Annotated in this window: 22 protein-coding genes; 13 read left to right on the top strand and 9 right to left on the bottom strand. The window is 71.2% G+C overall.

Annotated elements, in window-relative coordinates; translation table 11 throughout:
• The first annotated feature begins 270 nt into the window (after positions 1-270).
• From WMF45_RS16595 to WMF45_RS16570, 6 genes are all read left to right on the top strand, one after another.
• Positions 271-1,935 carry an aminotransferase class I/II-fold pyridoxal phosphate-dependent enzyme gene (locus tag WMF45_RS16595; RefSeq protein WP_437717860.1) on the top strand — a complete coding sequence of 555 codons (1,665 nt, stop codon included), beginning with the start codon at positions 271-273 and terminating at the stop codon, positions 1,933-1,935.
• A 117-nt stretch (positions 1,936-2,052) separates the two neighbouring features.
• A complete protein-coding gene (locus WMF45_RS16590) occupies positions 2,053-2,760 on the top strand; it encodes a hypothetical protein (protein ID WP_437717859.1) in 708 nt (235 codons plus the stop codon).
• A gap of 300 nt (positions 2,761-3,060) precedes the next feature.
• Complete coding sequence (locus WMF45_RS16585) at positions 3,061-3,873, top strand: hypothetical protein (RefSeq protein ID WP_437717858.1); 813 nt, start codon at positions 3,061-3,063, stop codon at positions 3,871-3,873.
• 112 nt (positions 3,874-3,985) lie between these two features.
• On the top strand, positions 3,986-5,434 hold the full coding sequence (locus WMF45_RS16580) for a serpin family protein (RefSeq protein WP_437717857.1): 1,449 nt from the start codon (positions 3,986-3,988) through the stop codon (positions 5,432-5,434).
• A gap of 117 nt (positions 5,435-5,551) precedes the next feature.
• Complete coding sequence (locus WMF45_RS16575; RefSeq protein WP_437717856.1) at positions 5,552-6,730, top strand: acyl-CoA dehydrogenase family protein; 1,179 nt, start codon at positions 5,552-5,554, stop codon at positions 6,728-6,730.
• 49 nt (positions 6,731-6,779) lie between these two features.
• On the top strand, positions 6,780-7,844 hold the full coding sequence (locus tag WMF45_RS16570; protein ID WP_437717855.1) for an LNS2 domain-containing protein: 1,065 nt from the start codon (positions 6,780-6,782) through the stop codon (positions 7,842-7,844).
• Positions 7,845-7,929: 85 nt separating this feature from the next.
• On the opposite strand, the gene WMF45_RS16565 is transcribed toward WMF45_RS16570, so the two are convergent.
• Entirely contained in the window at positions 7,930-9,126 is a 1,197-nt protein-coding gene (locus WMF45_RS16565; RefSeq protein ID WP_437717854.1) for a vWA domain-containing protein, read from the bottom strand.
• 321 nt (positions 9,127-9,447) lie between these two features.
• Here WMF45_RS16565 and WMF45_RS16560 point away from each other — a divergent pair, with 321 nt between their 5' ends.
• Complete coding sequence (locus WMF45_RS16560) at positions 9,448-10,065, top strand: HAD-IA family hydrolase (protein WP_437717853.1); 618 nt, start codon at positions 9,448-9,450, stop codon at positions 10,063-10,065.
• Positions 10,066-10,092: 27 nt separating this feature from the next.
• Here the strand turns inward: WMF45_RS16560 and WMF45_RS16555 are convergent, their stop codons facing one another.
• Positions 10,093-10,761: a DUF2293 domain-containing protein gene (locus WMF45_RS16555; protein ID WP_437717852.1), complete on the bottom strand. Its 669-nt coding sequence runs from the start codon at positions 10,759-10,761 to the stop codon at positions 10,093-10,095.
• Between the two features lie 29 nt (positions 10,762-10,790).
• On the opposite strand from WMF45_RS16555, the gene WMF45_RS16550 reads away from it, so the two are divergent.
• Both WMF45_RS16550 and WMF45_RS16545 read left to right on the top strand, forming a co-directional pair.
• Positions 10,791-11,513 carry a class I SAM-dependent methyltransferase gene (locus tag WMF45_RS16550; RefSeq protein ID WP_437717851.1) on the top strand — a complete coding sequence of 241 codons (723 nt, stop codon included), beginning with the start codon at positions 10,791-10,793 and terminating at the stop codon, positions 11,511-11,513.
• A 136-nt stretch (positions 11,514-11,649) separates the two neighbouring features.
• Complete coding sequence (locus tag WMF45_RS16545) at positions 11,650-12,459, top strand: fumarylacetoacetate hydrolase family protein (protein ID WP_437717850.1); 810 nt, start codon at positions 11,650-11,652, stop codon at positions 12,457-12,459.
• A gap of 50 nt (positions 12,460-12,509) precedes the next feature.
• Here WMF45_RS16545 and WMF45_RS16540 read toward each other — a convergent pair whose 3' ends face one another.
• From WMF45_RS16540 to WMF45_RS16510, 7 genes are all read right to left on the bottom strand, one after another.
• Positions 12,510-13,373, bottom strand: a complete 864-nt coding sequence (locus tag WMF45_RS16540) for a glycoside hydrolase family 11 protein (protein ID WP_437717849.1) — start codon at positions 13,371-13,373, stop codon at positions 12,510-12,512.
• Between the two features lie 464 nt (positions 13,374-13,837).
• Complete coding sequence (locus WMF45_RS16535) at positions 13,838-14,086, bottom strand: hypothetical protein (protein ID WP_437717848.1); 249 nt, start codon at positions 14,084-14,086, stop codon at positions 13,838-13,840.
• A 197-nt stretch (positions 14,087-14,283) separates the two neighbouring features.
• A complete protein-coding gene (locus tag WMF45_RS16530; RefSeq protein WP_437717847.1) occupies positions 14,284-14,952 on the bottom strand; it encodes a hypothetical protein in 669 nt (222 codons plus the stop codon).
• A 148-nt stretch (positions 14,953-15,100) separates the two neighbouring features.
• A complete protein-coding gene (locus tag WMF45_RS16525) occupies positions 15,101-16,561 on the bottom strand; it encodes a serine/threonine-protein kinase (protein ID WP_437717846.1) in 1,461 nt (486 codons plus the stop codon).
• Between the two features lie 79 nt (positions 16,562-16,640).
• Positions 16,641-18,908, bottom strand: coding sequence for a DUF2169 family type VI secretion system accessory protein (locus tag WMF45_RS16520; RefSeq protein WP_437717845.1), 2,268 nt, complete (start codon positions 18,906-18,908; stop codon positions 16,641-16,643).
• 153 nt (positions 18,909-19,061) lie between these two features.
• Positions 19,062-19,922 (bottom strand): hypothetical protein, encoded by an 861-nt coding sequence (locus tag WMF45_RS16515; RefSeq protein ID WP_437717844.1) that lies wholly within the window; start codon positions 19,920-19,922, stop codon positions 19,062-19,064.
• Positions 19,923-19,931: 9 nt separating this feature from the next.
• Positions 19,932-21,548 (bottom strand): hypothetical protein, encoded by a 1,617-nt coding sequence (locus tag WMF45_RS16510; RefSeq protein ID WP_437717843.1) that lies wholly within the window; start codon positions 21,546-21,548, stop codon positions 19,932-19,934.
• Positions 21,549-21,673: 125 nt separating this feature from the next.
• Between WMF45_RS16510 and argJ the strand changes: the two genes are divergently transcribed.
• The 4 genes from argJ (at position 21,674) to fabZ (ending at position 25,197) form a co-directional block, all read left to right on the top strand.
• On the top strand, positions 21,674-22,849 hold the full coding sequence (gene argJ / locus WMF45_RS16505) for a bifunctional glutamate N-acetyltransferase/amino-acid acetyltransferase ArgJ (protein WP_437717842.1): 1,176 nt from the start codon (positions 21,674-21,676) through the stop codon (positions 22,847-22,849).
• Between the two features lie 318 nt (positions 22,850-23,167).
• On the top strand, positions 23,168-24,043 hold the full coding sequence (locus tag WMF45_RS16500) for a hypothetical protein (protein ID WP_437717841.1): 876 nt from the start codon (positions 23,168-23,170) through the stop codon (positions 24,041-24,043).
• A gap of 48 nt (positions 24,044-24,091) precedes the next feature.
• Entirely contained in the window at positions 24,092-24,688 is a 597-nt protein-coding gene (locus WMF45_RS16495; protein ID WP_437717840.1) for an OmpH family outer membrane protein, read from the top strand.
• A gap of 41 nt (positions 24,689-24,729) precedes the next feature.
• Positions 24,730-25,197 (top strand): 3-hydroxyacyl-ACP dehydratase FabZ, encoded by a 468-nt coding sequence (gene fabZ, locus WMF45_RS16490; RefSeq protein WP_012235490.1) that lies wholly within the window; start codon positions 24,730-24,732, stop codon positions 25,195-25,197.
• The last annotated feature ends 9 nt before the right edge of the window (positions 25,198-25,206 follow it).

The raw sequence follows: 25,206 nt of genomic DNA, 5'->3' as shown, positions 1-25,206 counted from the left end.
GGGCGAGCTCTGCGAACGTCGCCGCGCACCACGCGAACGCCCCTGCGCGACGCGGAATGCGCGTGCGCGGCGACGGCGCTTCGCGGCGCTCGCGGCGCGCCGGGACGACGCGGTGGTGGCAGTTGACGCGGCCCGCGCAGGCTGCTTTAGCGGCGACACGCGCAGGGAACCAGCTGGGGCCCGAGAGGCCTCGATCCTGCACGCCGGAGCGGCTTTCGCGGACAGGACCGCGCCCCTTAATTCGATCGCGTGAGGAGCCAGGGCATGAGGATGAAGGATCGTCTGGTCGACCAAGCAAAGAAGCTCACCTCGTCGGGCGTGGTCGTCCGTGTCGTCAGCAACGATCGCGTGATGCGGCTCGCCACGGGGGTCATGGACGCGAAGAACCGCCTGCGCGCCGCCCGGGAGCGGGCCGCAGAGGCCTGGGACATCCTGCTCAACGGGCACGCGCTCCCGAACATCGATCCCGCGCTCGACGACGAGGCCGGCGTCCACGTGGCGACGCCGTCCCGCGCGGCGGCCCGCCAGCCCGCCGCGGGCGGCGCGGGGCTGTCGGTCGTGGAGGAGACGGCGAGCAGCGACGCGCCGCGCGAGCGTACCGCCGCCCGCGCGCACGTGAACGGCGTCGGCGCGAACGGCGCGGGCTCGAACGGCGCCGGCACCTACGTGGCCGCGGCGGCCGAGCAGCAGCTCGCGACCCAGATGGCGGCGCGGACGTCGCTGTCGCGGATCGGCGGGCGCGACGTGTTCGAGAAGGCGTACAAGTTCATGACCGCGGACAACGCCCGCGCCATGGGCGTCTACCCCTTCTTCCGCCCGCTCGACTTCAACAACGGCCCCGAGGCGCAGCTCGAGGGCCGGACCGTGATCATGCTCGGCTCGAACAACTACCTCGGGCTGACGACCCACCCGAAGGTGCGGGAAGCCGCGCGGAACGCCATCGACAAATACGGCACCAGCATGACCGGCTCGCGGCTCGTGAACGGGTCGATGCGCCTCCACAACGAGCTCGAGCAGAAGCTCGCCGCCTTCCACGGCAAGGAGGCGGGGCTCGTGTTCACGACGGGCTATCAGGTGAACATCGCGACCATCTCGGCGCTGCTCAGCAACAAGCGGAGCGTCGCGATGATCGACAAGGACGATCACGCATCCATCTACGACGGCGTGCGGCTCGCGCAGGCGTCCGGCGCCCGGATGGTGCGCTACAAGCACAGCGATCCCGCCGCGCTCGACAGCGCGCTCTCCGAGATCGCCGACACCGAGGGCGCCCTCGTGATCACCGACGGCGTCTTCAGCGCCCAGGGGGAGATCGCGAGTCTGCCCGGGATCGTCGAGGTGGTGAAGAAGCACAAGGCGCGGCTCCTCGTCGACGACGCGCACGCGCTCGGCGTCATCGGCCCGGGGGGCCGCGGCACCGCCGCGCACTTCGGCCTCGAGAAGGAGGTCGACCTCATCGGCGGCACCTTCTCGAAGTCGCTCGCCTCGATCGGCGGCTGGCTCGTCGGTGAGCGAAAGGTGCTCGATTACATTCAGCATTTTGCCTACAGCTTCCTCTTCGCGGCGAGCGCCGCGCCGCCCTGCGTGGCCGCCGCCATGGCCTCGCTCGAGGTCATGCAGGAGGAGCCCTGGCGCCAGGAGAAGCTCCGCGAGAACTTCACGTACATGCGCACCGAGCTGCAGCGGCTCGGCTTCGAGCTCGGCAAGACCGAGACGGCCGTCATCCCCATCTACATCCGCGACGATCTCAAGACCGTGATGATGTGGAAGTCGCTCCTCGACGACTACTCGCTCTACGTGAATCCGTTCATCACGCCCGGCGTCCCGCCCAAGCAGCAGGTCCTCCGCACGAGCTACATGGCGACCCACGAGCGCAAGCACCTCGATCACGCGCTCGAGGCGTTCGAGAAGGTCGGCAAGAAGTTCGGCGTCATCTGAGCCGGTGAGCCGGAAGGAGCGCGCCCTACGGGCCCGCTCCCGCGCTCGACGTGTTCGACGCGCGCCCGCCACGTTCGGCATTTTCGCCGCGCGACGGGCGTGGTCAGCTGAGCGGTCATGGATCTTCGACCGTTCGCGCAAGGCGTCGCCGGTGCGCTGGGACCTGCGCTCCGCTCTTTCTTCCTGACCGCCGCGGCCATGTCGTTCCTGGCCCTCGTGCTCGCCGCCTCGTCGTATGCCATCGCGGCCGACGGCTCGGCGCTGCGCGGAGCGCTGGCGGCCGTCGCGGCGCTCGCGCTCTCCGCCGTGATCGGCTTCACGCTGTCGTGGAAGCGGGCGCTCGGCACGGGCATCCTGCAGGTCGTGCGGGCGAAGCGCCTCGGCGGGACGCTCGTGAGCGCCGTGTTCGAGCGGCTGCTCGGCGTCTCCGAGCAGGCCGAGGCGGGCGCCCGCGGCGGGCGGATGGCGCAGGCGGTGGAGCGCGTCCCGCTCAACGAGGCGGTGAAGCGCCTGCGCCTCGCCGTGATCCACAGGGTGCAGGCCGCGCCGACAGGGGGCGGCGTACGGGGGTTCCTGCGGCGCAGGATCGAGGCGCAGCTGCTCGGGACCATCGAGACGCTGACGCTGGCGCGCTTCCGCAACGAGGCCAACCAGGGAGGCGGCATCGACCTGCTGAAGGTGCGGGACGAGCTCGCCCAGGGCGTCGACGGCCTCGTCACGGACCAGATCGAGGGGACGCTGCTGAAGATGACGCTGCTCCTCGTCGGGGCAGCCACGCTGGCGTCGCTCGGGGCGGCCGCGGGCATCCAGCACATCCCCTTGTGATCCTCCTCTCAAACCAGGCGCAGGTCCTCTCCCCCTGCGCGGCCTCGGCGATCGGCGCCTCGCCCGATCGAGCGCCGCCAACGGCTCAAGCCGCTCCCCTGCCCGATCGACGCCTGTCGTAGCGAGTTGCGCCAGCGCAGGCAGGCCACGCCACCGCGCGCCGCTCGGAGGCTCTCCGTGCACATCGGCTTTGCCTAATTGCTCTCCATTACGTTAGTGTCAGCCGACTGCCGTTACGTTTCATGTTGCTCTCATGTTTCATGTTGCTTTCACCTCATGCTTCGCAGAGGAGGCAATTCGATGATGGAGAACGATATGGGGAGATGTTGCTCGGCGCTCGCTTGCGTCGTGGGGTTGCTCGCGTCGCCGGCCGCCTGGGCTCAGGATCCCGCGCCGCCCCCGGCTGATCCGGGCGCAGCGGCCGCGGCCGGAGCGACGGCCGCGCCGACGCCCGCGGCGGAGCCCGCCGCGCCGGCGCCGCAGGCGAGCCAGATCCCGAGCTGGTTCCGCTTCGACGCAGACAGCCTCGGTCTCCAGCTCTGGGCCGGCGCCACGCACCAGGTCGGCCCCATCAGCCTCTCGAGCGACATCTACCTCACCACGCTGGGAACCGCGGAGTTCGACATCGGGCCCGCCTTCACGATGGGTCCTGTCATCATCAACCCGATGGTGGGCTTTTCGTTCAACTTCATGACGATGGAGCCGGCGGCGCTCGTCGCCCCGCAGCTGTTCACCTTCGTCGACTCGAAGCCCGTTTACTTCGAGTCGTGGATCCTGGGGTCGTTCTCCAGCATCTTCAACGAGAGCGTCCAGAACTACGTCTACACGCGGGACTTCCTGCTCTACTACCCCATCGACGACTTCGGCATCGGCCCGCACCTCGAGGCCACGGTCGACCTCAACGAGGTCACGCTCGAGGACGACCCATTGACCGCCGGTCCGGACGTCGACGAGAGCGGCCTCGCCAGCCTGCAGGTCGGCGGCGTGATCGGGCTGAACTACGGCACGGGAAACAAGCTGCTCCTTTACCTCGGCTACGAGACGCAGAAGGAGAGCCAGGCCAACCAGACGAACAAGCTCGCTGGCCGGTTCACGTTCATCCACAACTTCTGACGGCGCGCGCCGCGCGGCGACGCCCGCCGGCGCGGTAGGGGCGCACGCCCTCGCCGCCTTCCACCTTCCGGTCGAGCTTCCCGCCGGCCTCGCGCGCTGGTACCGCAGCGCCATGGCCAGACCGATCTCGTTCTTCACGACCGCGCTGTGCACGTTGCTGGGGCTCGGGTGTCAGGCCCGGGACGGCGCCCCGCCGGCCGCGCCGGCCCCGAGCGCGTCCTGGTGCGGGCCCGCCGACTGCGGCCCCCTCTCGGTGCCCGTCTGCGACGATGGCTCCAGCGGCGCCCCGCAGTGCGTGCGCGCCCAGAACGGGGCGTGCCAGTGGGTGCGCGTCTGTCAGGGCCCGGAGCCGGCCGCCGGGACGGCGACCCCTGGGCCGAGCGAGCCCGCCACGCCGGACGCTCAGCAGGCCGACCCGCCGCCGGCCCCGGCGCTCGCGGACACGAACGCCGCGTTCGCGCAGCGCCTCTACGGCAAGCTCGCCGCCACGAAAGACAAGCTCTTCTTCTCGCCGGCGAGCATCTCGACCGCGCTGGCCATGACCTACGCCGGCGCCCGCGGCGAGACCGCGGCTCAGATGGCGAAGACGCTCGAGTTCACCCTCCCGCCCGAGGCGCTCCACCCCGCGTTCGCCGGGCTCCTCAAGGCGCTGGCGCTGGCGACCGGGCCCAAGGGGCCCGAGCTCCGGATCGCCAACCGGCTGTGGGGCCAGGCCGGGCTGCCGATCGAGCCCGCGTTCCAGAGCACCACCCAGCAGCACTACGGGGCCGGGATCGAGCTCGTCGATTTCAAGGGCGGGAGCGAGCCGGCGCGGGGGCGCATCAATCAATGGGTCGAACAACAGACGAACGGGAAGATCAAGGACCTGATGCCCGCCGGCAGCATCACAGGTCTCACACGGCTCGTCCTCACGAACGCCGTCTACTTCAAGGGGAAGTGGGCGACGCCGTTCGACAAGCAGGCCACCAAGAACGAGCCGTTCACGGTCAAGCCCGGAACGGCGCCTGCCGTGCCGATGATGCGCAAGACGCTCCAGGCGGGCTTTGGAAAGACCGCTGACGCGTCGGTGCTGGAGCTCGCGTACGAGGCGCAGAGCCCCGAGCGCCGGCTGGCCATGGTCGTCGTCCTGCCCGAGCAGGTGGACGGGCTTGCGAAGGTGGAGCAGCGCCTGGCGGCGGGGGAGCTCAAGGCGTACGTGGAGGCGCTCCATCCGGCGCGGGTCGACGTGGCGCTCCCGCGCTTCAAGATGACCGCCGAGCTCGAGCTGTCGTCGACCCTGAGCGCGCTGGGCATGCCGCTCGCGTTCGACGACAAGAAGGCCGACTTCACCGGGATCACGAGGGCGGAGCCGCTCTTCATCTCCCAGGTCCGCCACAAGGCGTTCGTGGAGGTCAACGAGGAAGGGACCGAAGCCGCCGCGGCCACGGGGGTCGTCATGACGACACGGTCGGCCCCGGCGCTGCCCCAGGTGTTCCGCGCGGATCACCCGTTCGTGTTCCTGATCCGTGACGTCGCGACAGGCACCGTGCTGTTCATGGGCCGCGTGACCGACCCGCGATGACGTTCCTCCCGGCGGACGGGGGCCGAAAGTCCGCGCGGAGCGCCAGAACCGCCGTACGATGAGCCGTTTTGCCGAGCCTTCACGGGCTCCGCCACCCCCCATCTCGAGGAGCGAGCGATGAAGAACGAAGACGCCGCGAAGGTGCTGCATGCCGTCCGTGACCTGGCCCCCGCGATCGCCTCACGGAGCGCGGAGATCGAGGAGGCGCGGCGCCTCCCCGCGGATCTCCTCGGCCAGCTCAAGGCGGCGGGTTGCTTCCGGATGTTCGTGCCGAGGAGCCACGGCGGCCACGAGGTCGATCTGCGCACGGGGATGGACGTCCTCGAGGCGCTCGCCCGGGCGGACGGGGCCACCGGATGGACCGTGATGATCGGCTCAGAGAGCCCGAACCTCTTCTCGCTCCTGGCGCGCGAGCGCTTCGACGCCATTTATGCCGGCGGGCCGGACGTGATCATCGGCGGCGGCTTCAACGCGCAGGGGGAAGCCCACGCGACGGACGGCGGCTACCGGGTCACCGGGCGCTGGAGCTTCGCGAGCGGCTGCGAGCACGCCAGCTGGCTGTTCGGGAACTGCGTGATCATGGACGGCGGCCGCCCGCGGATGGGCCCGGCGGGCGAGGCGGGCGAGATGCCAGAGATGCGGGGCATGCTGTTCCCGGCGAGCGAGGCGCGCATCCTCGACACCTGGTCCGTGCTCGGCCTGCGCGGCACGGGGAGCCACGATATCGCGCTGGAAGGGGCCTTCTGCCCCGAGGCGAACACCTTCGATATCTTCCGGGGCCAGCCGTCGGTGGCGGGGCCCGGCTTCGTCGCGCCGGTCCTGCACTTCGTGCTCCACATGGGAGCCGTGGCCGTGGGGATCGCCCAGGGGGCGCTCGACGACGTCGTGACGCTCGCGAGCTCGGGCAAGAAGCGGCTGTATGCGCGCGCCCAGCTGGCGGACTCTCCGCTGTTCCAGGTGAACCTCGGCCGCGCCGAGACGAGCGTCCGCGCGGCGCGCGCCCTGCTGCGCGACACGGGGGACGAGCTGTGGGACGCGTGTGTGAACAACCCGGGCGCCGCCCTCGCGATGGCGCCGCGGATCTCGGGCGCCCTGGCCTGGGTGACGGAGGTGACCGCGCGGGCCGTGGACGCCTGCTATCAGGCGGGCGGAGGCGGAGTCGCCCGGAACGCCTCGCCCGTGCAACGGCGGTTCCGGGACATTCACACCTTCTCGCAGCACGCCGCCGCCGCAGAGGGCTGGTTCGGCCAGGTCGGCGCCGCGCTCCTGGGGCAGCCGACCGGCTTCTGGACCTGAACCTTGACGACCACGACCACGAACAACGACCACGAACAACGCGGTATACGTGGTCGTATTGCGCCCCGCCCCGCTCGCCCCGCTGGTCCTCGCCGCCGTCTCGTTCGTCGCCTGCGCCGGTGCCCCGCGCCAGGCTGACGCTCCCGCGCCGCCGCGGCCCCGGGCGGGCGCCTGCCCGGCCCGTCCGGCCTGCGACGCGCCGCCGCCGGCGGCCCTGCCGCGCGGGTTCAGGCACACGCGCTCGCGGCTCGTCGCGGCCGGGTGGCCGCGCCACCGCGGGCGCGACCTCTTCGCCCGCGCCGACGGGCCCCAGTGGGCCATCGCGAAGTTCGCTTACGGGCCGCAGGACGACGATCTCGAGGACGAGGACGTCGAGGCCTACCTGCTCCGCGGCTGCAGCGGCGCCTGGGAGCGGCTCGGCACCTTCCGGACGAGCGACGACGACCGCCCGCACCCGACCACGGAGGGGATCCCGGACACCGGCGGGCGCGTCTACATCGACCTCGCCGCGGGGCGGCGCCTCGAGGTCGGCCGACACCGCGTCCACCTCGCCGTGGCCGGCGACGCCACGAGCGCGGATCTGTTCATCGAGATCCTCCCGCCCGGCGCGCAGGTGGCCGTGACCGACGTCGACGGGACGCTCACGTCGAGCGAGGTGGCGGTCGTCAGCGAGCTCGTCGGCGGCGGCCCGCCGGCCGCCCACCCCGGCGCGGCGGAGGCGATGCGCGCCCTCGCCGAGAGCGGGATCTACCTTTTCTATGTGACAGCGCGCCCCGAGTGGCTCGTGGGCAGCACGAGGGTCTGGCTGCGAGAGCAGGGTTTCCCGCCGGGCATCCTCCACACAACCATCGGCGTCACCGGCGCGTTCGGCGGCGCGGCGGCCAAGTACAAGACGATCGAGCTCGGATGGCTCAAGGCGCGCACAGGCATCGTGCCCTCCTTCGGCTTCGGCAACATGCCGAGCGACGTGGCGACGTACACGGCCGCCGGGATCCCCGCCTCGCGGTGCTTTTATTACAAGCTCGGCGGCGATCTCCGCGGCGGCGTGCCCCACGAAGACTACCGGGGCCTCGCCCCGGCGCTCTTCAGCCCACAGGTCGCCTGCGCGCCCTGAAGGATGAAGGGTGCGCTCGCGACGCGGGCCTGCGCGCCACGTCAGCGGCGGGCGCGCCCGCATCAGGGAGCGCCGCTGCCACCGATCACTGCGGGATGTCGATCACGTCCTCGCAGGTGAAGTCGACGCCCAGGGACGCCTCTGGATCGGACTGTATCGCGCCGCACACGCTCTCGCAGAGCTCGATCTGCGTCGGGTTCGACGGGTTGTCGTAGCGCCAGGCGTCGGCGCTCCCGCACGCCTGATCGTACGCGACGGCCTTCGGCTGGCCCCCTCCGCTCGTGTACGTCACGCGCACCCGCTGCTTGTCGAACGTCCGCCCGTCGGGAGCGGCCGGGATCGCGACGTTGCACGACACCGCGGCGCCGCGGATCTCGTCGATCGCCGCCCTGAACGCGGTCGCGGTCGCGTCGGGGTTGCCGGTCTCGATGATGAACGCCTTCCCCGTGCCGCCCGCCACGGCGATGTCGCGCAGGTTGTCGACGTTCCCCGGCTCGTCCTCCGGCGGGTTCGCCACCCCGATCACGTAGGTCGGGACGTTGTCCTGGCGCGCCCCCTCGACGCGCTCGACGACGGCCTCGATGCTGTCCGCGTCTCTGCTGCAGCGCTGCGGGTAGCCGTCGGTCACGAGCACGAGCGCGTACTTCCCGGGGTTCTCCTGGCGCTGCGCCTCGATGAAAGTCACCGTCCCGTCGACAACGAACGCCGTCGGCGTGCTCATGCCCCAGTCGTTGTTGGTCTCGGGCGTGACATCGTCGATCGCCTTGCCGAACGCCTCGGAGGGCAGCGGCGTCATCGCGACGTCCGGCGTGCGGTAGGTTCCGGCGTCGCACATCCGCCGCTCGCCGGGGAAGAACGTGAGCGAGGCGGTGAGCCCCGCGGACGCCGGATCCTTGAAGAACTGCTTGGTCGCGGCGACGACGGGATCCCACTTGAGCTCCTTGCTGTGCGAGGGCCTGTCGTTCATCCCCATGCTGCCTGAGACATCGAACGCGACAGCCAGGTACACGGGCTGGAGCCCGGCCTGGGCCGATTGCGTGGCGCACGCCTCGCCGGCCCCGGTCGAAGGGCCTGCGCCGCTGCTGAGGCCGCCTGAGCCGGCGCCGCTGCCCGAGGTCACCCCCCCTGAACCGAAGCCGCCGTCGTCGCCTCCGCTCCCATTACCCGAGCTGTTCCCGGCGCCCGAGCCGCTCTGATTGAGATTCTCGTCGTCACCGCCGCCGCACGCCGCGCTGGCCACGGCGACCGTGAACAAGGCAATGCCCATCGCAGGCAATCTCATGGCCTGACTCCTTTTTAAGTAAGTACCGGCGCTGCGCGCCGGTAGAACGGCAGACCACCAAACGCGATCTCAGGAGCCGGCGCGTCGCCGGACCATGCTCCTGAGAACTCGCCACCCATGCCCAGTATAAGCCATCGCGCAGCGCATGGCGAGATGCGCTTTCTCAAAGTTCGTATCAGTTTCGTGACATCCGGTTCGTTCGCGCTGGCTCGCATTGGCTCGCGCGCCCTCAGCGCAACTCACCCGTGTGGCCGCACGCCTGTGCGCCTCTGTGACCTGTGTGCGCACACAGGCGCGCGCCGGTGCTACGGTTCGGGCCTGATGGTCCGCGCAGTGTGTTTCGATCTGATGGATACCGTCCTCTACGACCCGTACCGGGAGGCGCTCGCCGCGGCGATCCGGTCCGCCGCGCCCGCAGCGCCCGCCGCGCCCCCCGAGATTGCAAAGCACCGCGACCCCACGTGCTGGCCTGCGTTCGAGATCGGCGAGATCGATGAGGCCGAGTTCGCTCGCCGGTTCTTTCGTGAAGGCGCCGAGGGGTTCTCGTTCGACCTCGACGCGTTCAACCGGGTGCGCCGCGCGGGATATCGGTTCTTGCCCGGCGTGCGGGAGATCGTCGCGTCGCTCGAGGGCCGCGCGCTGAGGTTCGTGGCGAGCAATTACCCCGTGTGGGTCGAGGAGGTGCGCGAGGCGTTCGCGCTCGACGTCCTGTTCGAGGGGGTCTATTCGAGCCATCACCTGGGCGTGCGCAAGCCGGCGCGCGAGTTCTTCGATCGGCTCATGCCGCGCATCGGGGTCGGAGCGGGCGAGTGCCTGTTCGTCGACGATCGCGCGGAGAACTGCGAGGCGGCGGCCGCGATCGGGATGCGCGCGCACGTGTTCGACGGGGCCGCGGGGCTGCGCGCGCGGCTGGTCGCCGAGGGGCTGCTCGGCGGGTGACGCGCTCGCGCTGCGTCGCCCCGCGCGTCAGAGCGCGGCGCAGAGCGGGCACGACGCGCCCGCGTGCGGCGCGTCGCCGCGATGGAGATCGAGGATGGCGCGGGAGATCTGCGCGAGCTCGCGCCGCACCTCGCGGCGCATCCCCTTCACGCGCGGGATGGCCATCGAGTCGTAGGCCGTGGTCTGGTGCCGCATCCAGGCGATCACGGCCGACTCGGCGCGCTGCGCGACCGGGATCCGCTCGGTGCGGGCGACGGTGCCGCTGCCGACCGGCGTGGCGTGCAGCGTCACCTTGGTCGCGACCGCCCGCGCGAGCGCCGCGTAGCGCGGCGAGAACCGGAGGAACGCGGCCACGGCCGCCTCGAACTCGCGCACGTACTCCTCCTGGTCGCGCTCCCTCCGCCGGGCGTCCGCCTCCCGCTTCTTCGCGTACGCGGGCGTGCTGCGCTCGGCCTCGAGCGCCGCGCGGGCGGCCTCGACGTTGGCGGCAGGCGCCCAGAGACCCTGGGAGAACGTCTTCCTCCCGCGCTTCTCGACGACCATCCAGGACGGGCCCGCGAGCTTCACCCGGCGGGTGAGCCCGGCGTCGCCCGGGGGCAGGCACACCCAGCCTTCGGGTGGCGAGAGCAGCGCGCCGTCGGGCGCGCGGAAGCGGCGGGGATCCGGGGTCGGGGCCAGGGTAAGGCACTCGGGCATGGCGAACCGCCGGCGTGCTAGGCCAGGTCATGCCGCGCGTCCAGAAGACGCCGGCCGGCGCCGTCGCCCCGCGCCGAAGCGGCCCGCTGGAGGATGGTACGCTCCGCGCCAGCGAGGGGCGCTCGCCGGTGTTCGCCCCGGCGCGGCCAACAGGACAGGAGGACAGCGTGTCGGACGACGATCGCACGAGGTGGGACGCCCGCTACCGCGAGGGTGGCGGCCATCCGGGGGAGCCGTCCGCCGTGCTCACGGCGCTCGATCCGCTCCTGCCCCGGCGCGGGCGCGCGCTCGACCTGGCGGGCGGCGCGGGTCGTCACGCCCTGTGGCTCGCGCGGCGCGGGCTCGACGTGACGCTGGCCGACATCTCCGAGGTCGGGCTCGGCATCGCGCGGACCGCCGCGGCCAGAGAGGGGCTCGCGCTGCGCACGGTGGCGCTCGACGTGGAGCGCGACCCGCTCCCTGCCGGGCCGTGGGACCTCCTCCTGATCTTCTACTTCCTCGAGCGCAGGCTCGCGGCCTGCGCGGCGGAGCTCGCCCCGGGCGGCCACCTCGTCGTCGTGCACCCGACGCGGTCGAACCTGCTGCGGCACGCGCACCCGAGCGCGCGCTGGCTGCTCGAGGACGGCGAGCTCCCGGGGCTCCTCGGCGAGGCGCTCGAGGTGGTCCGTTACGAGGAAGGGTGGCTCGAGGAAGGGCATCACGAGGCTCGCCTCGTCGCGCGACGTCGAGGCGTCGCGGCGCCTCCTCCGTGACGGCGGCCCGCCGCCGACGTCGCGCGACGACCATGACGCACGAGCTCCGCGCCGGCGGGCGCCCGGCGCTCGTACGTCGCGGTGCGCGGGTTCCCCAAGGCTTGCCGCGACGCGAAGATCGCGCTTTGCTCGCGCCATGCGCTTCGCTCGCCTCGCGCCTCCCGATCAGGATCGCCCAGCCTTCTTCGCCCGCCTCGACGGCGCAGCCGCGCTCGTCCTGGACGCTCCGCCCTGGCTCGGCGGCAAGACCACGGGGGAGGCCGTGGCGTGGACCGACATCGACCTCGCCTGTCCCGTGGCCCCCACGAAGATCGTGTGTGTGGGGCGCAATTACGCCGCGCACGCGCAGGAGCTGGGCAACGACGTCCCGGTCGAGCCGCTCCTCTTCCTCAAGCCGCCGTCGGCGCTCATCGGTCCTGGCCAGTCCATCGTGCTCCCTCCGGAGAGCCAGCGAGTCGAGCACGAGGCGGAGCTCGGCGTGGTCATCGGCCGCCGCGCCCGGGCCGTGCGGCCGGAGGAGGCGCTGGATCACGTGCTCGGGTACACCTGCCTGGGCGACATCACCGCGCGGGATCTGCAACGGAAGGACGTGCAATTCACGCGGGGCAAGGGGTTCGACACGTTCTGCCCCGTCGGGCCGTGGATCGAGACGGCGCTCGATCCCGCGGCGCTCCGCGTGCGGGCAGTCGTGAACTCCCAGGTGCGGCAGGACGGGATGACGGCGCAGATGATCTGGGGAGTGGCCGAGCTGGTCGCGTACATCAGCCGGGTGATGACGCTGGAGCCTGGCGACGTCATCGCGACCGGGACGCCCCAGGGCGTGGGGCCGATCGTGTCCGGCGACGAGCTCGTCATCGACATCGCCGGCGCCACGGCCGAGGCGCGCGGGATCGGCGCGCTGCGGGTGTCCGTGGCCGCGCGGGGAGACGGCGCGAACGGGCGCTAGCTCGGCGAGCGGCCCGCGGGCGGGCCGGAGCGACGCTCCGACCCCGGCGCTCATCTCAAGGAAAAGCTCACCTCAGCCCTTCCGCTGCTCTGATATCCCTCCACGAACATCGAGACCTCGCTCAAGGTCCCCATGTTCATCCCCAGACTCTGCCATGCGTCGAAGTGGTTGGCGACGGTGATGGTTCCGCTCGTGCGCTTCTGCGTGCGAACGCTCCAGAACTGGGGAGGGGCATTGACGCCATCGATCCCAATCACATCGGATCGATCGATTCTGTAGATGTCATAGACGCCTCCGTCGCTCGTGACGGTGCCCATGGTTCTTGTTCCGCCAGGGGGGCGCCATGTGCCCCAGCCATCGACGATATAGTATTCGACGTCCGGCTTCTTCGTCCACCCATAGACACCCAGGTAGGCGTTGCCGTTTGGCTGAAAGTCAGCCTCGTAGGTCACGATCTGGTTCGCCGACCCGGGCCTCCGGCCTTTGCGGCCCAGCAAGTTGTTGATATCGCTCCATTCCACGCTGAAGCCATCCGCGGTGCTGGTCAGGCAGCCGGTCCCCCGGTCCATCCAGAGTTGATAGGTGAAGCCGCAGTGGTCGCCGGTTTGATTGCTGCAGACCGACGGTTCGGATGTCGTGCACGCGTCGGGTGCGCCGCCGGCCCCGCCGCCGCCCGTCCCCGAGCTGCTGCTCGACGACGAGCCCCCGCCGGCCCCATCGCCGCCCGTCCCCGAGCTGCTGCTCGTCGACGAGATCGAGCCGCTGCTCGACGACGACGAGCTGCTCGACGAGGAGTCCAGGACGTCGAGGTCCTCGCCCACGATGCGCTCGGCGTTGCACGCCAGCAGGCCGCATGCCATCGAAGCGGATAAGTAGCCGAGCAACGGAGCGATGCGCATTGAAAGGTTCTCCATGATGGACCGGCGAAGCCGCAGGCTTCTGCTCGAGATGAATTACTGAACCATCGAGACGCCTGCGTACCCTCGAACCATGGGTCAAGATTCAAATTTTTCGACCAGCGCGCTCGTGTTCGCGGTGTTCACGAATGCACCCGCGGGCCTGCGCCGACCACATGCCCGGCGATCACGACGCTCGCCAGACAGATGCTCACACTCGAATACGCCGTGTGATGGGGCCGGGCATCACCACGGAGAAAGCAAGACCCACTCGGACGCGCAGCTGCAAGAAGCAAATAATCCCGACAGTACCCTCACTCGGAGTCGGCCCTTGCGCGATCCCGCGACCGACTGCGGCCCCCGGCGGAGAGAGGTCCGGACCGTCAAGGGAGGGTGGAATACTCTTACGATCAGGAGGCGAAAGTCGAGGGTCCTTTCTTCATCGCGACCGCTTCGCGGTGCGGCGTCTTGCAAGATCACAGTCACGCTGCGCGCGTGGGTTCGATCATCGAAGCATCATCGAACCCGGATTCGTTCACTCTCCTGAGAATCGGCGATACCTCAGCGGTGGGCGCGTTCCATGGCTTCTCGCCGCAGAGGATCTCCGGATAGGCCACCACCATCCCGCTGGAGCGCCAGCGCCACACCCAGCCGAAGGCGGGTCTGCCCTCCACCTCCGAGGTATTGACGCGCTGGAAGCCGACCCCGCGCGCAGCAAGCCGCCCACCCATCCACGCACCAAGCGTCGATGACCGCTGCGATCCCGGCGAGGACGTCGAGCCCGGGACCGCGCCATCTCTGCCCCCCTCGCTCCACGCGGCGCGCCTGGCCCACCCTCGTTGAGGTACCGCGAACTGTTATGCTCCCGATGTCGATCCCGATGAGGGATCTCCCTGAGTCCGATCGACCGTTGAGCGAGGCGGCGACGTCAGTCGATCGCGATCGCAACCGCCGTGTCGTCCGGGTACGTGAAATCCTGCCTGACAGTAAACGGTGCGCTGGGGTTAAAGCATGTGCTGCTTAGTTCACACTTGGCCGCGCCGAAGAGCTCGATGGCGATCTCGAGCGCTCCGGGCTGCACGGCGACGGCGCGCTGGCAGAACGCGACGAATGGATTGTCCGGCCGAACCGCGCAGGCGCTCGGCATCTGCTGGCGCTCGTACAGCACGCCTGTCCAACCGAACGTCGCGCTCTGTCCGGCCGCGATCTCGATCACGCTCCCGTCGTGGCAGTCGAGCGGCCAGTATTCTGCCGTCTGGACCTCCTCGCAGGTCATCTCGAGGTTCGAGAGCTCCGCATTGCCGAGTTGCCCACCCTCCGGAGCCACGCGGAAGCGGTCGGAGCAATTGTCGTTGTGGTGATAGATGGGCGTCGCGCGGTTGTTGGTCACCGTGAACGTCACCTGCGGTCCTGGCTCGTCGTCCTCGAACGCCGAGCAATCGACCGCGCCGCCGCCGGGCCCCGGGCCGGAGCCGCCGTCCCCCCCTTCGCTGCCGCCGGAGGAGCTGCTCGTGGGACCGCCCGGGCCCACCGTCGTCGAATCGACGCAGGCGGACGCCAGAAAACAAATCGAAACCATCGCCAGGATCCTCGACATGCGCATCACCTCCGCGGATAGCAAAGGTTGGTCCAGGCTCAGGGATCCCGCAGATTGCGTGGTTTCGCCGTGTCGCAGAAGATCGCGCGTGCCCCAGTGAGCCTTTCTGTGCCGGAGGGGCAGCGCGACCTCCCGAGAGGGCGCTCGCTCAGACCCCGGCGCCCTCCCGCAGCACGATCGTCACGTGCGACAGCCCTGTCCCGCCGAGGAGCATCGCCTTCACGAGGAACTCGACCATCGTGTCGAGGCACTCGGCGGGCGAGAAGCCCGCTCGCCCCGCCCCGAGCAGCGGCAGCGCCATGCTCCGGAGCTTCATCGTGTCCGCGTGATAGAAGCACCCTTCCAGGAGCCGCAGGATGAGATCGCGCGTCGGCCTGTAGGTCGCCACGTGATCCCAGTCGAGCGTGATCGCGTGGAACACGAACCGCGCGTTCAACCTGCCGCCGGAGCTGACCACCACCCCTCCGTGCCGCACGGGAACGTACTTGCGCGTCTCCATGTGGCACACGCCGCCGCTCGCGTGGTTCAGCGCGAGCGCCACGCCGCCCGACATGGTGAGCTGCCCGTCGTCCGCGCTCACGAGCGCGTCGGCCGACACGCCTGCGATGTTCGCGCGCACGATCGAGAGCGTCCTGTCCCCGTGGAACTGGAAGGCCGTGACCGGCCCCGCAGGGCCGCCCGACAGGAGGGCGGGCCGGAAGCGCTTGTACTGCTCCATGTACACGCGGAGCGTCAGGTCGTGCGGGTCCCCCCAGCGGGTGCTCTGGGCGCCCACGAGGGCGGTGTCGATCTCGTCGAAGGACTGGAAGCGGTCCTTCGGGTCCTTGGCCAGGCAGCGCTCCAGGACGGCCTGCACGTCCTCGTCGAGCTCGGGACGGAGCGCCCGCGGCCGGGCCGGGATGTCCTGCCGGTGCGCGAGCAGGAGCGGCAGGAGCTCCTGCTCCTCGAACGGCCGCTGTCCCGTGGCCGCGTGGTAGAACGACGCGCCATAGCTGTAGATGTCCGCGCGCGTGTCGCTCTCCTGCGGGCTCCACGCCTGCTCCGGCGCCATGTAAAACGGCGTCCCCAGCACGGTGCCCATCGCGGTGAGGGGCTGCTCCCGGAGCGCCGAGGGCCCCGTCGTGGCGGTCAGGCGCGCGAGGCCGAAGTCGGCGACCTTCAGCTCCCCTGACGGGGCGATCAGCATGTTCGACGGCTTCAGGTCGCGGTGCATCACGCCGAGCTCGGTCGCGGCGGCCATCCCCCGCGCCGCATGGAGCATGTAGCGCCGCAGATCGTCGAGCGGCAGCGGCCCATCCTGGAGCCTCGCGGCCAGCGACGGGCCGCCCACGTACTCCATCACCATGAACGGCGAACGGCTCGAGAGGAAGCCGAAGTCGTAGCAGCTCACCACGTGCGGCGACTTGATGAGCGCCGAGATGCGCGCCTCGCGCAGCATCCGCTCCCCGGCGTTCGGATCCGTGTGCCCGGTGAGCACCTTGATCGCGACGACCCGCGCGAGCGCGAGGTGGCGCGCGCGGAAGACGGCGCCCATCGAGCCCACGCCGAGCAACCCCTCCACGCTGTACCGGCCCGCGAGCTCCTTGCCCAGCGTCGACGCGTCGATCATGAACGGACCATCGCTTGCACCAGCGATGATGTTCGGAACCCCGGGCGCCGCGGTCAAGGGGCACGGCGCGCGACGCGGATCAGACGGCGTACGCCGCGGGAGCGCCGGCCTTCACGCGCTGGCGGGGCGCCTCGCGCAGCCTCGCGATCTCGGCCTCGACGCGGGCCCTGAGGCGCGGATCGTCGGCGAGGCGCCTGGCCCAGAGCCGCTTCATGCGCACCCACACGGTGCGTCGGATCGCGCGGTGGCCGAGCGTCGCCGCGTCCCCGCTGCGCTCGGTCGCCACGATCAGCCGGGCATAGTCAGCCGCATGCAGGGGGCCACAGACGGCTTCCCACGCGCCGACGTAGGCCGCGTCGAACCTGTCGCGGAGCGCCCGCTCGCGGCGCCTGGCCTCTTCCGTCATCGAGTCCCGCCACCGCCGCTCGGCCTCTGCCCAGCGCGCCTCCGACAGGCCGTGCGCCTTGAGCACGTCGGCGCGGGGGACCGGCTTCTCGGCGAGCTCCGCCGTGACGATGGCGCACCGCTCGAGGCTCACCTCTTCGGCGTCGCCGAGCGGCGGGAGCGACCCGGAGGGCGCTTCGTCCTCGCGCCGGAGGACGTGAAAGAAGCGGGACGCGGCCGGCCGCTCGGGCTCACGCGCGAGGACGCCCGAGGCCGGGGCGGCGTAGGACGAAGACTCGACGGGCGGCGGCAACACCTCGGCGGACGGCGGCGGAGCATCCTCCAGCGCGAGGGTCGCGAGCCCCATGGGCGGGCCGGGCGCCGGTGAAGCGAGCGCGCCAGACCAGGGCGCGCCGGGGATGGGCGCCCTGAGCTCGAGGAGGGGCGCGGGCCTCGGGTCGAAGAAGAACGGGATCGCGGGCCGCTCGCCGACGCGCACCTCCTCCTCGCTCGACAGGGCGAGCGTCGCGCTCGCGACGGCATCGATCTGCGGTCGCGCTGGCTCGGACCGGCCCTGCCGCGCCGATCCCGGCGCGGGCGCGAACGGAAGCGCCGGCGCGCGCACCGCCGCCTCGCTCAGCTCGTCGGCGAGCGTTGCGGTCACGACGGCATGGATCTGCGGTCGCGCCGGATCGGGCGGGCTCTGGCTCGCCGATCCCGGCGCGGGCGCAAACGGAAGCGCCGGCGCGCGCACCGCCGCCTCGCCCAGCTCGTCGGAGAGCGCGACCGTCAGCAGCGGCGACGGGCCCTGGATCAGGTCGATGATCTCGATCTCGTCGTCCGAGAGGTGGATGGTGCGCCCCGGATCCCCGTCCCGCCGGCGCGCCTGGCCGGGCGCGTCCTCGATGTGCACGGTCCCTTGCGGGCCGATCGGGAGCGCACCCGGAACCGCTCCCGCGGCGCCGGAGGCCCACCCGGGGCGTAGGTCAGGCCACGCGAGCTCCTCGCCGTCGACCGCGACGCCGGCCGCGATCCGCACGGCCGCGAGGGCATGGTCGTCGGGGACGGGGACGATCTGACGCCACACGACCGTGCAGCGCTGCTCGGCGCCGTCGATCCGGAGCGTGTCCGCGTTGAGCTCGATGACGTCGCCCCCTGTCGCAGGAGGCGCGGCGAGCCCGTGGATCCGCGCCACGCCGCGCGCTCGGGGCAGGCGCATCTCCAGCCGGGGAGCGGCCGGGTGCAAGTTCTCGAGCACGATCGACTCGTCGCCGCGCAGATAGTCGATCCGCTGGTCCGGGGGCGCCGCCTGGAAGTACGACCAGTCGAAGCCAGCGGGGATCTCCGCGTTCGGGCCCTCGAGCGTCTCGCGCCGGGTCTTGCCGAGCAGCCGCTTGCGCACGGGCCAGGCGCGCGCGATCGGGCCGAGCCCCGCGGGCCGCGCGGGGTCCCGGGGATCGAGGACCCTGGCCTCGCCGTCGCTCGCGTCGATGCCGAAGGGGTTCTCCCACCCGTTCGCGCCGCGCGCTGCCTTCTCGTACACGAGGGGCATCCGCTGGAACGGCTTCTTGTCGCGGACGAGGAGGCGTTTGTCGAGCGCGCAGCCGCCCGCGCCGAAGACGGCGAGCCGCACCGGCAAGCGCTCGACATGCGCCCCCTCGGGGGCGTGGGCGTCGCCCGTGAAGAGCACGTCCGCGCGGCCCAGGTAGGGCGCGAGATCGCCGGTGAACCGCACGCTCCGCGCGGGGTTCTTGCCGTGATGGACCTCGGCGCGGAGGATCTCCTGCGGCTCCGTCCGCCACATGGCCGCGCCGGGCGTGAACGCGAAGCTCGCCTTGACGATGATCGTGATGTAGCGCTGGCCCTGCGTGCGCCACGAGACGGCGGCGGCCTCGGCGCCCGGGAGCGACGTCACGGCGTCGGGCGGCAGCGCGCTCACGACCGCGTCCTTCTGCAGAAGCACCTTGCCATGGTTCGCATCGCGTCAAGCATCGCTCGGCGACCATTGAACCCGCTCAACGTGAACATCGCGTTGCAATCGCGTGATCTGCGTGTGGAGCCGGCGGGGCGGCGAGGGCGTGGGCGGGCGTGGGCGAGCGTGGACCGGAGCCGCCGCTCACCCGCCGCACGGGTTCGCCCGGCATGCCCGGACGAAGCCGATCTCGCTCTGCCCCGCCTCGATCCGCTCGACCCACCAGGCGAGCCCCGGATAGGTGGCCCGGATGAACGCCGCCGCCTCCGCGAAGCGCGCCGCGTCTCCCCGCGCGGCGTAGATCTCGGCGCGGAGCGCGTGGGCCTCCGGCTCGTAGACGCCGCGGAGCACGTCGAGGAGGGCCGGATCCACGTCACCGAGCGGCTGCGGTCCGTACAACAGATAACGCAGGACGCTGTCGAAGCGGAGCGGATCGCCCGGCTCCACGCGGCCTGTGAGCACCGCGCCGCCCTCCGGAGGGAGGCTCGTCCAGCGGCCCCAGGAGCCGGCGCGGGCGGCCTCGGGCGCCAGGCGCCCGAGCTCGCGCTGCTCCTCGGGGCTCGGCGCCGCGAGCTCGATCGGCGCCGGCGCGCTCTCCGCGCGGTCCGGCGGCCCGACGTAGACGATCGCCAGCGTGTACTGGCCGGGATCGAGCCCCGCCGGGAGGTACGACGAGACATCGATGAGCATGCGCCTGCACTCGCCCGGGCACAGGCGGAACACCGGCGTGCCGTGCTCGGGGAGCACGACCGGCGCGGGCTCGGTCCTCACGACCTCCTCGCCCGTGCCCGCCCGCGCGAGGCGGACGCCGATCGCGCCGGCGTTGCCCGCCCAGCTCGGGCGCGGGAGCCGCAGGATGCAGGCCCCAGGGCGGTCGGCGCACAGCGTGATGGCCACGTGCAGGGGGAAACCGAGCACATAGCGGCGATCGTGATCGAGTGACCGGAGCACCAGCCCAGGCGGGCCGACCGGGTCCCCGGCGCTCCGCGCGTGTTCATCGGACATGACAGCCCCTCATCTCCATCGAAGTCCCCTGTTGTTCTCGAGGCGCACGCGCCGGGTCTCCTTCACGTGGCGCCCGCACAGGTCGTTGCCGACCCGCCCGTCGGTCCCGGGGATGAGCTGCTGGTCGGCGTCCACCATCCAGTGGGACCGATAGTTCATGCAGCACGTCGTCCGGCGCGGCTGCCGGTAATCGAAGTAGCCGCACTTGTGCGGCATCCCGAACGCGTGCGTGAGCTCGTGGACGATCGTGTGGAGCGTGGCTTGCTCGTAGCCGCGCCGGGGCTGCGCCCCCTCGGGGTCCCACCACGCCCTGTGATGGGTGAAGAGGATCGTCCTGCCGGCGAAGTACCTCGCCGGCCCGATGTCGATCGTGGGGCTCATGCCGGCGGTGTAGGCGGCCCCTGAGCCCCGCACGTCGGCCTCGACGCGCGCGGGGATGCCGTAGCCCGGGGGCTCCCACGCCCCGTCCCTGCGGCGGGCCCGAGGGAAGAAGAAGAGGCGCCGCTCGTACGCGTGCGCCAGGGACCCGTCGCCCGCGGTGAACTGGCTCTGGATGTCGTGCGGCGCGAGCCAGAGGCGGGTCCGCGGCGGGTCGTCGAGGATCGCCGCGCTCGCGACCGAGAAGCTCATCTGCCAGCCGTCCCAGCGAAACGTGACGTAGCTCGCTTCCGGGTGGGCGCCGGGGATCTCCACGTACTCGCCGCGCCGCTCGCCCTCGCCGCCGTCCAGGATCGTGACGCTCCCGGAGAACAGCAGGTCGCCCCGGACCTCGGGCACGGGGTGCGGCTCGAGCGCGGCGATCAGGCAGAACCAGCCAGGTTCCCCGGCGTGCTCGAAGTGCTCGCTCACGAAGCGCGAGGCCATCTCGCCGAGCGTGCCCGCGTCGAGCGCCATCTGCTGCAGGTCCTGGATCACGCGCGCCTCGGTGAAATCGAGCTGGGTGAAGACGGGCTCGAAGTGCTCCGGCGCCTGCTCCACGGGGACCGGGGGCGCGCTCTCCATCCGGATGTACTCGACGTCGATCCGGCGCCAGAGCGTCATGATCCCGGTCTCGTCGCCGGCCGCCTCGGCGACGCCACCGGCGTCGAGCTCGGCGCGCACGATCAGGTTGTCTCCGGCGATGTCGGTCATGTGGCGCCGGATCGTGCTCCGCCCCCCCACGACCGCCGTGCTCGCGCTGGTCTCCGTCACGTCGGACAGCGCGTAGCCCTCCACCTCTTCCCAGCCAGGTGCCCTGTCCTGCGTTCCCTCGTTGTCGTCTTCAGCCGGGCCCACATAGTCCCCCGCGGCGTCGTAATCGTTCTCGTCGAGGGTGGCCGCCCAGTCCGGGTGCACCTCCGGCCGCTCATTCGAGGGATCGTCTGGATCGCGCGCGCTCCAGCGAATCCGGGCTCCTTCTGGCAGCTCGCCCTCGGTTCTCGTCACCTCGACCGTGATCTCGACGAGCTGCGTATTCTTTGCCCACTGCCCATCGAGATCTCGGTTGATGTAGACGCGTCCCCGGTTATCGAGGCTCTTGTAACCTGGCTTGTATCCAGCCGCCCGCGTCGTCCCCGGCGGCGCCGTGCTGTCGGGAAAGCCCGGCAGATACAGGCCCTTGATGTCGACAATCCGGACCGAGATCATCGGGGCAGAGCATTGCAATTGCCGCGCTCAGCTCGGCCGCCTCCGGGCGTCTCATCCCCCGGGGCGCGCGCCATCCGCTTGTCGCTTTCTCCCGGCGCGCGTTCGTGCGTAGACTCCGCGCCCTCATGAGCTTCGAGCCAGTTGCAGGTTTTCGCTTCGGCGCCATCAGCGCCGGGATCCGGAAAGACGGGCGCATCGACGTCGCGCTCGCGGTGGCCGATCAGCCGGCGATCGTCGCCGGCATGTTCACGCGGAACGTGGTGCGCGCGGCGCCCGTGGACATCGCGATGCAGCGCGTCCTGTCGGGGCGCGCTCGCGCCGTCGTCGCCAACAGCGGGTGCGCGAACGCGTGCACGGGCGAGGCAGGCTGGAAGGCGACGCTCGATACGACGCGCGCCGTCGCCGAGTCCATCGGCGCCTCGGAGGACGAGGTGCTCCCCGCCTCGACCGGCGTGATCGGCGCCGTCCTGCCGGCGCACCGGATCATCGAGCGTGTCCCCGAGCTGTCGGCCCGCCTGTCGCCGAAGGGCTACCTCGATTTCGCCCAGGCGATCTGCACGACCGACCGCTGGCCGAAGCTCGCGCAGCGCAAGCTCGGCGCCGGCGCGACGCTGCTCGGCATCGGCAAGGGCGCCGGGATGATCCACCCGGACGTGGGCCCGCCCCACGCGACGATGCTCGTCTTCCTGTTCACCGACGCCGTGCTCGACGCCGGCGAGGCGAGCGACGCGCTGGCGGCCTCGTGCGACGTGACGTTCAACGCGTGCAGCGTCGACGGGGACACAAGCACCAACGACACGGTGCTCCTCCTGTCCTCCGGCGCGTCGCAGCGCCGCGTGTCGCGCGACGAGCTCTCGGCGGGCCTCACCGAGGTGTGCGGCGAGCTCGCGCGCTCGATGGTGGCCGACGGCGAGGGCAGCACGCACGTCGCCGAGATCCGCGTCCGCGGGCTCGCGACGCGCGACGGTGCGCGCGCCGTCGCGCGTACGGTGGCCACGTCGATGCTCGTGAAGACCGCGCTGTTCGGCAAGGACGCGAACTGGGGGCGGCTGCTCGCCGCCGCGGGCCGCGCAGGCGTCCCCTTCGACCCGCGCGAGGCCCAGATCCTCGTCGGCGGGATCCCGATCGTGCGGAACGGCGCGCCGATCGGGGCGGAAGCCGAGCTCAAGGCGAACGAGGTGCTCGCGCGCGACACCTATGTCATCGAGCTCGTGCTCGGCAGCGGCCCCGGCGACTTCGCGTACCTCACGAGCGACCTCGGACACGGCTACGTCGACGTGAACGCCGGGTACCGCTCCTGATCCTCACGGGGTGACCGGCCGGGCTGCTCGCAGCGAGCGCCTCCGCACCTTCGCCCTGACCGGAAGCGCCTGCTGCGGCCCTCCCCATCGCGCCCGGGCCCCGAGCGCCGGCCGTCCCCCGCCTCCCACCGCGCGACCCCCGCGGATCAGTGAACCTCGCGCGACGAGCGCAGGTGAACGCAGGTTCACAGAATGAGCGCCTCGTCGGGCTTCCCGGCGCTCCGCTCCTGCCGCCCCGTGGCACGCTGCGTGTTAGCGCGCGTCATGGTAGTCGTGCGGGAAGGCCGCGCCGGTGCCGGCCGCCGCTGGAGGACTTCGATGCTTCTTCATTCCCCCCTTGCGAAGATCCTGGGTCGAGGCGCGCTGTTCCTGATGATCGGCGCGACCGCGACGGGCTGCGGCGGCTGTGGCGACGCGTCGCTCCAGTGCGACCCCGATGGCGAGAACTGTTTCCTCTGCGACGGTTACGGGTGTCGCCCCGTGGAGCCGGACATCGACACCGGCAGCAGCGGGGGTCAGGGCGGCGCGGGTCCGGCAGACCCGGGCCAGGGCGGCGCGGGCCAGGGCGGCGCGGGGGGCGCGGAGGCCGAGTGCGACGCGGAGCTCACCACGTGTCCCTGCGACGGCGACAGCGCATGCGAGGACGGCACGCGGTGCGTCGACGGGCTCTGCATCGCGGCGTGCGAGTTCAGCTACGAGTGCGGCGACGGCAGGGTGTGCGTGAACGGCGAGTGCAGAGATGGCTGCTCCAACGCCGCGCCCTGCACGGAGCCCGGCACGCGCTGTGACCGCGGGGTCTGCGTCCCCGACCCCGCGAACCCCGAGTGCGGCGACGCGGCCCCGTGCGAGGGCGGCGCGGTCTGCGTCGACGGCGCCTGCACCACCGGCTGCGCGACGCACGCGGACTGCGCGCCCGGCGAGGTGTGCAACGCGGCCACCGGCGCGTGCATGAACGACCCCTCGCCTCAGCCCGGCTGCGGCGCCAAGGCCTGCGCGGCGCAGGGCCAGGAGTGCATGGAGGACGGCTACTGCCACTACCCGTGCGAGAACACCCGGGCCTGCCAGCTCATCGACAGCCGCTTCGTCGGCTGCGAGGACGGGTTCTGCAAGACGCGGGAGGAGGTCGCGCCGGAGTGCTCGCTCGACGAGCCTTGCCCCGACGGCGAGAGCTGCATCTCGGGCAAGTGCCTCTGATCCCCCGCACACCTTGACCGTCCGTCACGCGGCAGGTAATCGCCTCCAATGGTCTCCCGCTCTCCCGTCCGTCGGCCCGCGTCGCTCTTCGCCCGGATCGCCCGCGCCGCCGCCGTCTCGCTCGCCCTCGCCGTGCCGAGCGTCGCCGCCGCCGAGACCCGGATCGCCGTCGTCGACGTGCAGCACGCCGTCATGCAGACGGAGGACGGTATCCGAGCGCAGGCCACGCTGAAGAAGCTCTTCGACCGGCGGCAGCAGGAGCTCGACGCGAAGCAGACCGAGCTCCAGCGGGCGCGCGAGGACATCGAGAAGCAGTCGCGCGTGCTCTCGCGCGAGTCGCTCCAGAAGCGGATGGAGGACTGGCAGCGCCAGATGGTCGAGCTCCAGACCGTGTTCGTCGACTACAACAAGGAGCTCCAGAAGAAGCAGGGCGAGCTCACCGGGCCCATCCTCAAGAAGATGATGCTCATCGTCGGCAGGATCGCGAAGAAGTCGGGCTACGAGATCATCTTCGACAAGCAAGCGGCCCCGTACGTCCGCGCCGATCTCGATCTGACGGAGCAGGTCATCCAGCTCTACAACACCGGCGGCGGCGAGGACGACGCGGGCGGCGACAAGGCAGAGAAGAAGGACGACGCGAAGTAGCGCGCCGCCCGCGCGCTCCACACCGCGGAAAGGAGCCGGCCTTGCCTGAGCGAACCCAAGCGCCCGTCACGCTCGACATCCATCAGATCCTGTCGATCCTGCCGCACCGTTACCCCCTCGTGATGGTCGATCGGGTGACGGAGATCACCGCCAACAAGTGCATCCGCGGCTACAAGTGCGTCGCCTACAACGAGCCCTGGTTTCAGGGGCACTTCCCCCAGCGGCCGATCATGCCCGGGGTGCTGATCCTGGAGTCGCTCACGCAGCTCGGCGGCATCCTCGCCTATGCGTCGGATCCGTTCGACGCCACGTCGAACCTCATGTTCTTCCTTGGCATCGACAAGGCGAAGTTCCGCCACACCGTGACGCCCGGCGACCGGCTCGATCTCTACGCCGAGGTGCTGCACCACCGCTCGAACGTCTGGAAGCTGCGCGGCGAGGCGAGCGTCGACGGGACGCTCTGCGCCGAGGGAGAGATGCTCGCTTCCATCGTGGATCGCGAGCCCTGATCGGGGAGG

This window comes from Sorangium sp. So ce448, assembly GCF_051520915.1.
GTDB lineage: Bacteria > Myxococcota_A > Polyangia > Polyangiales > Polyangiaceae > Sorangium > Sorangium cellulosum_B.
The sequence above is the reverse complement of the archived record's forward strand: the minus strand, read 5'-3'. Positions and strand labels throughout refer to the sequence as shown.